The organism is Sphaerisporangium album, assembly GCF_003323745.1.
In the GTDB taxonomy this organism is placed as follows: domain Bacteria; phylum Actinomycetota; class Actinomycetes; order Streptosporangiales; family Streptosporangiaceae; genus Sphaerisporangium; species Sphaerisporangium album.
The window spans coordinates 40,593-53,186 of record NZ_QOIL01000031.1 but is presented as its reverse complement, the minus strand read 5'-3'; the positions used below and the strand labels follow the sequence as shown (position 1 = coordinate 53,186).

Annotated in this window: 12 protein-coding genes and 1 tRNA gene; 5 read left to right on the top strand and 8 right to left on the bottom strand. The window is 68.2% G+C overall.

Annotated elements, in window-relative coordinates:
• Window positions 1–94: 94 nt before the first annotated feature.
• Window positions 95–2,263: a WD40 repeat domain-containing serine/threonine protein kinase gene (locus tag DQ384_RS37050; protein ID WP_114033549.1), complete on the bottom strand. Its 2,169-nt coding sequence runs from the start codon at window positions 2,261–2,263 to the stop codon at window positions 95–97.
• Between the two features lie 581 nt (window positions 2,264–2,844).
• On the opposite strand from DQ384_RS37050, the gene DQ384_RS37040 reads away from it, so the two are divergent.
• From DQ384_RS37040 to DQ384_RS41830, 3 genes are all read left to right on the top strand, one after another.
• Window positions 2,845–2,918 (top strand) — tRNA-Ile (locus tag DQ384_RS37040).
• A 579-nt stretch (window positions 2,919–3,497) separates the two neighbouring features.
• Complete coding sequence (locus tag DQ384_RS41835) at window positions 3,498–4,115, top strand: DUF6461 domain-containing protein (RefSeq protein WP_181871624.1); 618 nt, start codon at window positions 3,498–3,500, stop codon at window positions 4,113–4,115.
• Window positions 4,112–4,585: an esterase-like activity of phytase family protein gene (locus DQ384_RS41830; RefSeq protein ID WP_181871623.1), complete on the top strand. Its 474-nt coding sequence runs from the start codon at window positions 4,112–4,114 to the stop codon at window positions 4,583–4,585. The genes DQ384_RS41835 and DQ384_RS41830 overlap by 4 nt, the downstream gene beginning before the upstream one ends.
• 32 nt (window positions 4,586–4,617) lie before the next feature.
• On the opposite strand, the gene DQ384_RS37030 is transcribed toward DQ384_RS41830, so the two are convergent.
• The 4 genes from DQ384_RS37030 to DQ384_RS37015 form a co-directional block, all read right to left on the bottom strand.
• Entirely contained in the window at window positions 4,618–5,046 is a 429-nt protein-coding gene (locus DQ384_RS37030; RefSeq protein WP_114033546.1) for a YkvA family protein, read from the bottom strand.
• A gap of 6 nt (window positions 5,047–5,052) precedes the next feature.
• Entirely contained in the window at window positions 5,053–5,520 is a 468-nt protein-coding gene (locus tag DQ384_RS37025; protein WP_114033545.1) for a DUF4279 domain-containing protein, read from the bottom strand.
• Between the two features lie 40 nt (window positions 5,521–5,560).
• Window positions 5,561–6,307: a class I SAM-dependent methyltransferase gene (locus DQ384_RS37020; protein WP_220183340.1), complete on the bottom strand. Its 747-nt coding sequence runs from the start codon at window positions 6,305–6,307 to the stop codon at window positions 5,561–5,563.
• Window positions 6,308–6,537: 230 nt separating this feature from the next.
• Entirely contained in the window at window positions 6,538–8,091 is a 1,554-nt protein-coding gene (locus DQ384_RS37015; RefSeq protein WP_114033544.1) for a glycosyl hydrolase family 18 protein, read from the bottom strand.
• Window positions 8,092–8,351: 260 nt separating this feature from the next.
• Between DQ384_RS37015 and DQ384_RS37010 the strand changes: the two genes are divergently transcribed.
• The gene (locus tag DQ384_RS37010; protein ID WP_245967045.1) at window positions 8,352–8,678 is read left to right on the top strand and encodes a VOC family protein; all 327 of its coding nucleotides are present in this window, start codon (window positions 8,352–8,354) and stop codon (window positions 8,676–8,678) included.
• Between the two features lie 16 nt (window positions 8,679–8,694).
• On the opposite strand, the gene DQ384_RS37005 is transcribed toward DQ384_RS37010, so the two are convergent.
• The 3 genes from DQ384_RS37005 to DQ384_RS36995 all read right to left on the bottom strand — a co-directional run bounded on the left by DQ384_RS37005 (window position 8,695) and on the right by DQ384_RS36995 (window position 10,676).
• Window positions 8,695–9,774, bottom strand: coding sequence for a cellulose binding domain-containing protein (locus DQ384_RS37005; protein ID WP_114033542.1), 1,080 nt, complete (start codon window positions 9,772–9,774; stop codon window positions 8,695–8,697).
• A 144-nt stretch (window positions 9,775–9,918) separates the two neighbouring features.
• Complete coding sequence (locus DQ384_RS37000) at window positions 9,919–10,230, bottom strand: hypothetical protein (RefSeq protein WP_220183339.1); 312 nt, start codon at window positions 10,228–10,230, stop codon at window positions 9,919–9,921.
• 29 nt (window positions 10,231–10,259) lie between these two features.
• The gene (locus DQ384_RS36995) at window positions 10,260–10,676 is read right to left on the bottom strand and encodes a hypothetical protein (RefSeq protein WP_147269040.1); all 417 of its coding nucleotides are present in this window, start codon (window positions 10,674–10,676) and stop codon (window positions 10,260–10,262) included.
• Between the two features lie 42 nt (window positions 10,677–10,718).
• On the opposite strand from DQ384_RS36995, the gene DQ384_RS36990 reads away from it, so the two are divergent.
• A complete protein-coding gene (locus tag DQ384_RS36990) occupies window positions 10,719–12,263 on the top strand; it encodes a recombinase family protein (RefSeq protein WP_114033539.1) in 1,545 nt (514 codons plus the stop codon).
• The last annotated feature ends 331 nt before the right edge of the window (window positions 12,264–12,594 follow it).

The following is a 12,594-nucleotide window of genomic DNA, read 5'->3' as shown; positions in this document are numbered from 1 at the left end:
CGACGACCGCACCGCGTTCAACGACCCCGCCCGCACATGCACGGTGATCGCGTTCCGTCCCTTGCGTGGCGATTCTGGCATGGCGCCCGTCCGCTCAGCGTGCCCGCCACAGCCGCACGATCCCGCCCTTGAGGCCGGTGGCCAGCATGCGCCCGTCTGGGCTGAACGCCACCGACATCACCTCCCCCTGCTCGGACCCGTCCTCCGAGTACCACGAGTCCTCGGAGAACTCCTCGACGTACCGACGGCGGGGGACGTCCCAGAACCGGACGGTCCGGTCGAGACCGCTACTGGCGAGGGTAAGTCCGTCGGGACTGAAGGCCACCGCGTTCACCGGCTGGGTGTGGCCGGTCAGCGTGGCGACGGGCTCGCGCCCGGCGACGTCCCACATGGTCACCGTGTGGTCGCTACCACCGGCGGCGAGGGTCGCCCCGTCCGGGCTGAAGGCCAGGGAGCTGAAGATGGCGGAATGTCCGGTCAGGCCGCGCGCGGCCTTCCGTCGCGCGACGTCCCACAGCAGGACCTTCTTGTCCGAGCCGGTGCTGGCCAGCGTCGTCCCGTCCGGGCTGAAGGCGACCGCGTGGATGTCACCGGTATGGCCGTGGAGGGCGCTGACGGCCCTGCCTTCCCCCAGCCTCCACAGCCCCAGCCACGCGCGCTCCCCGCCGACGGCGATCGTCCGGCCGTCCGGGCTGAAGGCCACCGACGCGATGGCGCCGTACGATCCGGCCGGGCGGGGGAGCGTGGCGACGGCCTTCTGCCCGGAGATGTCCCATAATCGCACCCGGCCATCCTGGCTTCCGGTGACGAGCATTCGGTCGTCCGGGCTGAAGGCCACCGTGCGCACGGTCTCGTCGCTGGTGCCGAGGGTGGCGATGGTGTCGTGCAGGGACACGTCCCACAGACGCGCCGTCCCGCCACTGCCCGCGGCCAGAGTCGTGCCGTCCGGGCTGAACGCCACCGACCCGACCGGCCCGTCCCCGTTGAGCGTCGCGAACGGGGCCCAGCTCCCCAGGTTCACGTTGCTCGGCCGTCGGCGGTCCGGGTCCGTACCGATCGCGAGGGTGACACCGGCCGGCACACCGATGACGACGGCGGCGACACCCGTCAGGAAGAGCACCTCCCGCCGCGACATCCGCCGCCTGGCCACGGCGTCCGGGCGCGGGGAGAGCGGCGGCACCTGGTCCGCCTCGGAGGGCGAGCCGGCGTCCGCGACCGGGGCGGCGTCCGCGACCGGGGCGGCGTCCGCGACCGGGGCGGCGTCCGCGACCGGGGCGGCGTCCGCGACGGCGACGGCATCCTGCGGAGGCCCGTCCACGGGATTCCGGGGAGGCCCGTCCACGGGCGCCGCGTCCCGGGGCGGCGCTCCGGGGGAGGACGGTCGCCCGAGCGTGTCACCAGAGGCGGCCAGAGACGGGCGTTCGGCGCCGGAGGGTGCCGGGTGCGGGCGTTCGGCGCTCGCGGCGAGAAGCAGCCGCCTGGCCTGCTCGGCCGTGAGCCGCTGCTCGGGATCCCGGCACAGCAGGCCCTCCAGCACCGGCGCGAGAGGGCCCGCGTGCGCCGTCGGCTCCGGGTCCCGGGTCAGCAGGGCGGACAGGACGGCCATCACGTTCGGCCCGGTGTACGGCGGAATGCCCTCGACCGCGGCGTACAGCGTGGCCCCCAGCGACCACAGGTCCCAGGCCGGCGTGATCGGCAGGCCGTGCGCCTGCTCGGGCGCCATGAACGCCGGCGTGCCGATGACCTCCCCGGACACCGTCAGCGTCGCGTCCCCGGCCAGGCTGGCGATGCCGAAGTCGGTGATGACCACCCGGCTGCCTGCCAGCATCACGTTCGCGGGCTTCAGGTCGCGGTGCACGATGCCCGCCGTGTGCGCCTCCTCCAGCGCGGACAGCATCTCGACGCCGATGCGCGCCACCTCGGCCGACGCCAGCCGTCCCTCCTCGGCGATCCGCCGATGCAGGGACGGACCGCGCACGAACTCCATCACGATGACCGGAGAGCCGTCACGGGTGATGACGTCGTACACCGCCACGATGCCCGGATGGCTCAGCCGCGCCGCCGCGCGTGCCTCCCGCATCGCCCGCCTGCCGATCAACTCACGCTCGGCCGCGTCCATACCAGGAGGAAACAGAACCTCCTTGACGGCGACCTCCCGGTCGAGCAACTCGTCCAGCCCCCGCCAGACCCTGCCCATCCCCCCGGCCCCGATCATCTCGACCAGCCGGTAACGCTCCCCGACGACTTCCCCCGTCTCGGCCACTCCGCCACGATAACCGCCATCGCCCACAGAGAAGGGCACAAATCGCGCGCCCGCTATCGAAGTGCTGTCCCCACCGGAGCCGCGGCCACCGGATCCGGCGTCCGGGCGCTGGAGCCGGGAGTCGGCTCGAACGTCGAGATCACTTCCGGTTCCGCCGAAGCGGCCTCTTCGACCGGCCTGGAGCCTGACTGGTGTCCCAGGTGATCGGCTCGCACTCCGCGGCCAGCGCCTCCCCGGGCGTGAACGCCTGCGCGCGTATCTCGGCCTCGGCCGTCCGATCGTCGCACTCCACGAACGCCGAGCCACCGACGGAGTCGACGAAACAGTCGATCACCTCGACTTCACCCGAACGACCGCGGCCCCGCCCAGGACCAACAGCACGGCCAAAGCCACCCGCACAGGGCGAAGGAGCCGAATCATGATCACTTACCGCACTGTAGTGATCATCGCCCCCATCCCCGTCCATGGACCGCGAACGCCGCCTCCTGCGTCACCGCGACCAAACTTGTCCGGGCACCGACTAAAGTGAACATCTTCCTGTGCTCACATGGACGCCAACTTATGAGAGACTCCAGGCTTGCGGGGCGGTAGCTCAGCCGGTCAGAGCAGCGGACTCATAATCCGTCGGTCGTGGGTTCAAGTCCCACCCGCCCTACTTAACGGTCACACCGAACCTTCGTTGACCTGGTGTTCCCAGGGTGTGGCTCACGCTCCTCCCGCAGTCGAGTGCCACCGAGAGCAGTCGTGAACCGATGTTCACGGGATGGGACCGGCACCGGTCCTACGTCGTCGGACTTGGCGGAGCGCTGGATGTGGTGGCCGACTTCGGGGGCCACTCGGTGAAAGTGGCCTGAACCAAGCTCGACATCCCCGAGTGGGAGGAATCGGCCCGCACAACCGCGGCGCTGCGCTCCGAGGTTCCCTTCGCCGCCACCCATGAGGGGTCGGTCGGCGAGTCTGGAGATTCCGTCAACTGCAACGTGGCGGTCAAGCTCATTCCGTACAGCCCTTGCCGGAGCGTAGGCAGCCTTTCGGGCTGGTTCTAAACCACTATCGGGTGCTCGGCACATCCGGACACGGGACAGGACACCAAGCATGCTTTCTGCAGCTTCTACGTCAAAGTAGCGAACTAGCTAGCCGTTTAACAGAACGGACGGTCGCCGCGAAGCGCCACCCGTCGCTTCGCGGCGACCGTCCGTGTCGAGACACACGAATTCACCGGAAAGGACCGGCCTTGCTCGCCGACATCGAGACGCACTACAGGGATCTGATCGAGCGGAGCCATTCCATCGGAGAGCTCTGCATGACATGGTGCCAGGCGACCTCGGGTGACCAGGTGATCCAAGCTCTCGACGTTGACGTGCTCGACGTCACCATGAGCGATCTGGAAGACCTGGTCGATGAGTCGTACGAGGACCTTGTTGAGGGCACAGTGGGAAGCTTCCTGATGTTGGCCGAGGAGCCACCCTGGTTCCTCGCGATCGAGTTGTCCGGCGATCGAGCTTTCGGGGCGCTTGAGCGGCTCTCCGCCGACGGTGAAGCAGTATGCCTGATAGGAAGCGAGACCCTGTATCGGTTCAGGTTGTACTACGCCCGCGAAGGGCGCCTCGTGTGCAGATTCTCCTACGGAGAAGACATCTGGGGGGACACGGCGCCCATCGAGAAGCACCTCATCGGTCTGTGCCACCTGCACGAGAGATACGCCGACGTTCAGGAAGGCCGTATCCCAGGAGAGGGGCTGCTGGAGGATTGGCGAATCCACGCGTTCATCCTGATGGAGCGGATCAGCGGAGTCCGCGTGTCATTCGAATTGCTGGGACGAAAGCACGCGCTCCATCGCCTCCGGGGGTGACCACCCGTGACTTACCCCGCGCGTTCAAGGATCACGGGTCCCGCCGGCCCGCAGATACCGGCTTGCCATCTCAATCTGAGGCGAAGGAGGGACAGAACGCCAACCGGGCCATCCTGATCGAGCGCGAGGACGACGAGGGGCCGGCCGCCACCTTCAAGCGCGTCTACCTGATCGACCGGCGCAAGGTCGACGCCCAGGGCTTTCTCGTCAAGACCGAGGTCGCCGATCTGCTGAACCTGCGCAATCCCGCGCTGATCGGCTCGCGCACCCCGGGATACGGCCAGGGCGACCCGTTCAAGTTCCCGTTGCAGTCGGTCGAGGCGCTGCTGCCCCTACCCGGCAACCGAATCCTGATCGCCCAGGACAACAACTTTCCCGACAGCACCGGCCGCGTCCCGGGAAAGGTCGACGCCACCGAGATGATCATCATCGGTTTCCCCAGAAAGGATGACAAGTCCGGCCGCGACTGACGGCGAGGAAGCAGGTGAGCGCCTCCCCGGGCTCACATGTCGGCGGGCGGCTTGTCGAGGCCGGTCAGTCGGGCCAGGACGGTGAAGCCGTCGTCGGTGCCGGGCCAGTGGCGGCGGACCGCCTCCAAGCCGGCGCGGCGGACCACCGAGCGCAGCACCGCCGTGACGATGATGGCGTCGTCGGCGTAGCCGAGGACGGGGATGAAGTCGGGTACCACGTCGAGGGGAAAGGCGAGGTACGCCAGCAGCAGCGCCAGTCGTACGCGGACCCCGCGGGGCAGGTCGCGGTCGGCGGCCAGGCGATGTACCAGGCGCAGCACGTCGGGGAGCAGCCGCAGCGCCTCCCGTAGCAGCCCGCCGCGCGGGCGGGCGATCGCCAGCGCGATGAGCAGCACCAGCCAGGTGGCCACCAGCGCGACCGCGAGCCCGATCAGCAGGTCCCATCCCCATGAACCCGTCATGACGCCTCACCCATACTCGTCCACGTCGAGGTCGGCGTGCACCGAGGCCAGGAATCGTAACGTCCGGCGGTCCAGGTGCCAGCCGAGTAGGTGGTGTTGGCCTGGATACTTTTCGGCCGCCGGATCCGGTGAGCTCGTGTCCTCCTCTTCGCCCTCCTCGTCGTTGAAGTAGCGCACGACTCGCAGGACCGCGCTTGGGCCGGTCTCGTCGCGGTTCAGGTCTTCTACCAGCCGTGCTATCCGCTCTGCGTACGGTTCGAGGCGGTCGAGCAGGCGGGAGATCATCTCGTCGAGGGGCTGGCCCGCGTCGCGGCAGGTCAGTTTCCACGCGTGCGCGGCCGGGCGGGGTGGCAGGGCGCCCGAGGCGCCTCGGATCCTGATCTCGTCCGGGGCCAAGCCGACGCGGGCGGTCATCTCCGTGGCTTCGAGGGTGTCGCTGACCACGGCGAAGTAGACGTACTGGCGGACGCGCACACGCCGACCCTAGCCGGATTCGGGTGATCTCCGGTGTTCGCTACACAGACCGGTGGAAGAGGGCGGTCAGGAGGTAGGGGACGCCAAAGACATCGGCGGTTTCGGGGTGGGCGGTCATGGGGCGGAGTTCCAGCTCGGTGAGGTCGTGGAAGAGCCAGCGGAGGTCGTCGGGGGTGAAGGCCAGGCCTCCGTGGAGGTGGCCGTCGCGGTAGAGGGCGTCGTCGGGGAGTTCGGAGCCCATGGCGGCTCCGGCGGCGAAGCAGGTGAGCGCGAAGTGGCCGCCGGGGGCCAGCACTCGGTCCAGGAGGGCGCGGTAGGTCACGCGGCGGTGCGGCGGCAGGTGGTGCAGGCAGCCGGAGTCGTAGACGAGGTCGTACGGGCCGGACAGCAGGGCGGGGGTGAAGGCGTCGCCGCAGAGGAAGCGGACGTCGGCGCCGGCCTCACGGGCGCGCTGCCCGGCCCATGCCACGGCGGTGGGGGAGAGGTCGACGGCGTCCACCTGGAAGCCGAGGGAGGCCAGGTGGATGGCGTTGCGGCCCGGCCCGCAGCCGAAGTCCAGCGCGCGTCCCGGCGCCACCAGTCCTCGCTCCACGTAGGACGCGAGGTTCTCGTCGGGCTTGGTGGCGAAGAAGGGGATCGGCTTGGAGCGGTCGGTGTAGAAGTCGTCCCACCAGGTTGAGGCGTTGGCCGTCCAGCGGTCCGCGTCGGAGGCGAAGAGCCGGTCCATGAGGTCCATGACGTCGTCCATGGAGCGGATGGAACGGCTGGTGGGAAGTGCGCGGTTCACGTGGAAAATCCTCCGATGTGCGCTCGGCAGATCATTCCGATCGTATTCACCGTCGAGGCGTCGAGGCGTCGGGTCGCGGGCCGCTCCGCCGGTGGCGCGTTGTGCGCAGGGCGCCGGCCTCGCTCCGGGCTGCGGAGGTCCGCGGCTCGGGGGGAATGGGAAGGCCACTCCCGTTCGAGCTCGGGAGTGGCCTTGGAGGAACTCGGGAGTGGCCTTGAAGGGCGGTACGGTCAGCGGCCCTGGAGGCTCTTGACGTTGTCGCCGAAGGTCCAGTTCTTGGAACCGTCCCAGTTGATGGACCAGTCCATCAGGCCCTTGAGCTGGCCGCTGAAGGCGTTCCAGCTCTGGCTGACCAGGGACGGGGACATGTAGCCGCCGCCGGCGCCGGGCTGGGCGGGCAGGCCGGGAACCTGCTTGTCATAGGGGACGCGGATCGTGGTGCCCTGGATGACCAGGCCATTGTTCAGGCAGGTGGTCTGGGCGGTGAAGCCCTGAACGGTGCCCGCCGAGTAGGAGTCGCCCGAGCAGCCGTACATGCTGCCGTTGTAGTACTGCATGTTCAGCCACCAGAGGCGGCCGTTGTCGGCGTACTTCTTGATGATGGGCAGGTAGGCGCCCCAGATCGAGCCGTAGGTGACGCTGCCGCCGGTGACGTACGCCGTCTCGGGCGCCATGGTGAGGCCGAAGTTGGACGGCATCTGGGCGAGGACGCCGTCGATGATGCGGATGAGGTTGGACTGGGAGGGGGACAGCTGGTTGATGTTGCCGCTGCCGGAGAGTCCGGTCTCGATGTCGATGTCGATGCCGTCGAAGTTGTACCGCTTGAGGATCGGCACGATGGTCGCGACGAAGCGGTCGGCGACGGTGCTGGAGCCGAGGTCGATGCCGGCGGTCGCTCCGCCGATGGACATCAGGATCGTGGCTCCGGCGGCCTTGGCGGCGCACATCTCAGCCGGGGTCGCGACCTTGACGGTGGAGTCCATGCCGTCTTCCCACAGGACCGTACCGTCGGAGCGGATGACGGGGAACGCCGCGTTGATCACGTTGTAGCCGTGCTGCTTGATGCGGGCGTCGGTGATCGGGATCCAGCCGAGCGGCGGGTGGACGCCGTTCGAGGCGCCGTCCCAGTTCTCCCAGTACCCCTGCAGGACCTTGCCCGCCGGCCGCGACTTCACCGCGCACGTGGTCCCGCCCGTCGAGGTGGGGGTGGGGGTAGGCGTGATCGTGGGAGTGGGTGTCGGCGTCGGGGTGGGCGTCACCGTGGGGGTGGCCGTCGGCGTGGGCGTCGGCGACGGGGGGGTGCCGGGGCCGTCGAAGCTGACGTCGTCGGCGTAGTACGTGCCCTGCCCGTACCAGCCGTGCAGGTAGATGACCGCGGATGTCTGGCCGGCCGCGGTGGTGAAGGGGACGGTGAGCTGCGTGAACGCGGACGTGGACGAGGTCCAGGTGGAGCCGCCGCCGTTCACGCCGAGGTACACGTAGCTGCCGCGCACCCAGGCGGTCAGGGTGTACGCGGTGCTGGGCCGGACGGTCACGGTCTGGGTGCACTGGGCGGTGTCGGAGGAGCTCGCCGCGCCCGAGAGCGCCTTGGTCCCGGAGCGGACGGGAGAGCCGACGACCGAGCCGAGCCCGCCGGTGCACGTCCAGGGGGAGAGCGTGCCGGACTCGAAGCCCGGGTTCGCGAGCAGGTTGGCCGCCTGAGCCGATGTCTGCGTGAGGAGGACACCTACGGTCGCCAGCAGTAGCGATACTGCCAGCGCCACTAGGCGGGGGGTTCGCTTCATGGGGGGACAACCCTTCTGTCGCCCGGGCGCGAGAGGTCACCGGGCATCGTCGGCGCGGCGGAGGGCGGGTGGCTGCCCTGGACCGCGGGCCCCGGGCGGGGGGCGCGGCCGGGAGACAACGCTTTCTTTTAAGAAAGTTTCCTAAGAGTTGTCGTGATCGTAGCCCTGCGGCCGATCCGTCACAAGGCCCAAAAACGGGACACCGCGCTCGAACCCGCCCGCGCGGGGGTCGAGCCTGGCGGTTTCCTAGGATTCTCGGCATGTCGCCGGAACCGCCCGGACGGGACATGAGGGCCCGCGCCTCTCTGCTGGTCATCTACAGCACGAGGGCGGAGGAATGCCGTGACTTCTACGAAGAGCTGGGGCTGGGGTTCCGCGAGGAGCGGCACGGGGGTGGGCACGAGCACGTCGCGGCCGAGTTGCCCGGCGGTCTCGTCTTGGAGATCTATCCGGCCACGGCGGAGCGCGCGACCGGTTTTCTGCGGATCGGGTTCGACCTCGACGGCGATGCCTCCCCCGGTCTGCCCCGGGGAAGGCATGTGCTCGTCGATCCTGACGGGCGGAAGGTCGAGGTGAACGTGCGGTAGGCCGGGTCGTGCGCGGTCAGGCCGGGGTACAGGCGACGGTCGCGGGGGCCGTGTTCGTGCCGGTCCAGGAGCCGTTGAAGCCGAAGGCCGTCGAGGCGCCGGGGGCGAGGGCGCCGTTGTAGCTCATGTTCCGTACGGTCACCGCGGCGCCGGTCTGCGTCGGCGTGCCGTTCCAGAGCTGGGTGATCGTCTGCCCGTTGGCGAACGTCCAGGCGACGGTCCACCCGGTGATGGCGGAGGTGCCGCCGTTCCTGACCGTGACCTCGGCGCCGAACCCGCCCTGCCACGAGTTGGTGATCTTGTACGTCGCCGCGCAGCCGCCGCCTGTCGGAGGAGGCGTGGGCGTCACCGTGGGGGTGGGGGTCGGCGTAGGAGTGGGCGACGGCGGGGGCGTTCCGCCGAGGACGCCGGTCAGCGCCGTGTACCAGGCGTCCGCCATCTTCTGGTCGCCCGCCGCGTTCGGGTGCACGCCGTCGTAGGTGTCACCGGCCGTGCTGAACCCGGCCCACTGGTTCACGACCACGACCGGCGACGCGGACGTGGACTTCGCCTGCGCCCAGCCCGGGATGGCGGCGTTCAGCGCGACCACCCGCTGCCCGCACTCGGCGCAGTTGCTCGGGTTCATCGGGATGATCTGCGCGACCAGGACCTTCATGTTCGGGTTGCTCGCCCGCATCTGGTCGACCAGCTTCCCGTACGCGGCGAGGATCGTCTGCGGGGAGCGGTTGTTCCACACGTCGTTGGTCCCGAAGTGCATCAGCACGACGTCGGGCCGGGTGGCGGACAGCCAGCCCGGGAGCTGGTTCTGGTCGGCCACGTTGGTGACGAGGGCGCCCCCGTGGCCCTCGTTGTCGCCGTCGTAGGGGACCGAGCAGCCCTGCGGCGGCAGCGTCCCGACGAAGTCCAGGCCCGTGTACCCGCTTTGGGCCAGCCTGTTCCACAGAAGGGCGCGCCAGCAGCCGGGGGAGCCCGTGATCGAGTCGCCCAGGGGCATGATCCGCACCGTCGCGGCCCCGGCGGGCGGTACGACGAGCAGGTAGGCCAGCAGCCCCGCCAGGGCCGTCATCGCCACGAGGAACGCGCGCCGTGCCGCCATCCTTCACCTCCGATTGGTCCGCGCCGCGATGGTAAGGACGGGCGAGCGGGCCGAGGAAGGGAGGCGATGCCGGGCGGCTTGCCCACCTGCGCTGATGCCCTGCCGGGGCTGAAAGTTACACGACCTGTCGTCCCTCTTGGAGGTCTATGCCCCCGGCCGGCCCGCTTCCCCCTCCGACGCCGACCTCGACGCCGACTCGGATTCGGACTCGGGGGACGCGTCCGGCGCGTCGTACGGACGCAGCCGTTCCCAGACGACGAAGACGACCCCGACGACGATCATCGCCAGGCCCGTCCAGAGGTTGATGCGCACGCCCTCGGCCTTGGCCACCTCGGCCTGGCCGTCGAGCAGCCCGGTGATCGTCAGGATCACGCCGTACACCACGAACAGCCCGCCGATGATCCGCCGGATGTCGAACAGCCGTGCGGCGCGCTTGCGGGTGGTCTCCTCGCTCACAGGGGTTCTCCGTATCGATCAGGGAAGGTTCAGGCGAAGGGGATGTACAGCAGGGCGCCGAGGACGATCGCGCCCACGCCGAGGATGATCGGCGAGCGGTACCACGCCCTGTCGCCCGCCAGCGCGTCGTCCGCGATCGAGGCGTCGCTGAGGCCGTAGACCAGCCCGCGCAGTTCGCTCTCCGGCTTCGGCGTGGTGAGCAGGGTGACGACGATCGAGACCACCGCGTCGACGACGAACGCGGTGCCCGCGCCCCAGAAGGTGGCGTTCAGCTCGGTGCCGAAGTCGAGCACGCCCACCTTGAACAGGATGTAGGACGCGAACGCGGCGACGGTCCCCGACAGCAGGCCCCAGAACCCGGCCCACGCGGTCATCCGCCGCCAGAACAGGCCGATGATGAACGTCGCGAACAGCGGCGCGTTGAAGAACGAGAACAACGTCTGCAAGTAGAACAGTGCCTAGGGATACTCTTTACCTAGGAGGCACACATGACGAAGCTCAAGGCGCTGACCTCGGACGTCGTTCCGGTGGTGTCGTACGCGCGGATCTCGGCAGACACGAAGAAGGACGAACACGGTGTGCGTGACCAACACAAGGTCAACCGGGAGACGGCTGCTCGGCACGGCTGGACGGTTGTCCACGAGTTCACGGACAACGACAAGTCTGCGGCAAAGGCTGACGTCGTGCGTGACGACTTCGAAACGATGGTCAAGGCCCTGCGTGTTGGCAAGCTCGATGACGGGACTCAGGTTCGCGGCGTCGTCGTCGTGGCCGATGATCGCCTGACTCGTCGCCCTGGTGACTTTGAGCGCTTCGTGGAGGCGTTCACCTATAACGACGGTTTCGTGTACGCGGACGCCAAACAGACCAAGAACCTGTACAGCGAAGACGTCGAAAGCATGGGCCTGTTCGGGGCAGTGATCTCGAAGATGGAAGTCAGGAAGATGCAGCGTCGCGCGAGGCGGGCGCATCGGCGGAGGGCGGAGGAAGGTATCCCGGTGGGGGGACATCGGCCGTTCGGCTGGCAGGCTGACCGTGTTTCGCTCGATCCGAAGGAGGCGCCTTTGCTGCGTCAGGCAGCGCGCGACTTCATCGGCGGTAGCTCATTGCGCTCCATCGTCAACGCATGGAATCGGGATGGCGTGAGGACTCCTCGTGGGGGAGACTGGCGAGTCCACGTGCTTAAGGGAACCCTCTCGAACCCTCGGCTTTGCGGCTGGCGTCGGCTCGGTGACGAGCTTGTGAGAGATGACGACGGTAACCCGGTGGTCGGGCAGTGGGAAGCCATCCTTACCCCGGATGAATGGGTGACAGTGCAAGCGATCTTCACTACGCGCAACGGGCGCAGTGTCGGACAGGATGGCGTACCGGGCGAGTTGCTCCCATCCGATTACCGTGAACACCGCTACTTGCTCACCGGAATTCTCCGCTGCGGGCGGCCGAAAGCGGACGGCGGTATATGCAACACAAAGCTTCGAGTTGCCCAACGTCCGGAACTGGGCCATCACGTGTACCATTGCCCGGCGCGTAGCGCGGGCGGTTGCGGCGCGCTGTCTCGACGTGGTGACCTCGTTGACATGTACGTTTCCGAAGCTGTTTTAGCTAAGCTAGAAGAAGCGGAAATCCGTCGAATTCCCGTCTCGACGGAATGGCCTCGCCTCGCAGAACTCAACGAAGCGGAAGCCGCTCTTAATGAGCACATTTCCGCATTCATGGGCAAGCCTCGGAAGGTCACGGCTGAACTGTTCTACCGGCTGCTACCTGATCTGGAGCGCGACGTTGCCGAACTGCGCGCCGAGAAGAATAAATTCGAGGGTGCCGTAAGAGCGGCGCAGGCGCGGACAGACATCAACGTGGCGGACATCCGCAAGCGCTGGTACCTACCAGAGGAGGATGGTGGGCTGCCTCTGTCGCGTAAGCGCATGTACGTGCGGGAAGCGCTCGTCGCCGTGATCGTCCATCCGAGTGGCCGGACGGGGCGGGCTCCGTTCAATCCCGATCTTCTCGAACCGATCGGACGTGAGGACGTCTAGGACGTCTCTAACTGGGCAGGGAGCTGCCACCCTTACCCGGGGTGACAGCTCCCTTACCTGTTTCCTGGAATGGTGGGACGGCTACGGACGCCCTTGGACGTCTGGGGACGCTGAGGGACACCTACGAAAGGTGGCCGATGCGGCTGCCAATGGAACTTTGACCTCCCCCTATTCGTTGTCAGCGTGGTAGATCTAGAGGTGTCCAGGCCATCCGACCACGAGCGACAGGGACAGCGAGAAACCGGCACGCGATACGATTCGGCGCGAATAAACTACCGGGAATACTAAAACAAACATATAAGGTTGCTGTTCCGCTGGATGTGCCCGGCCC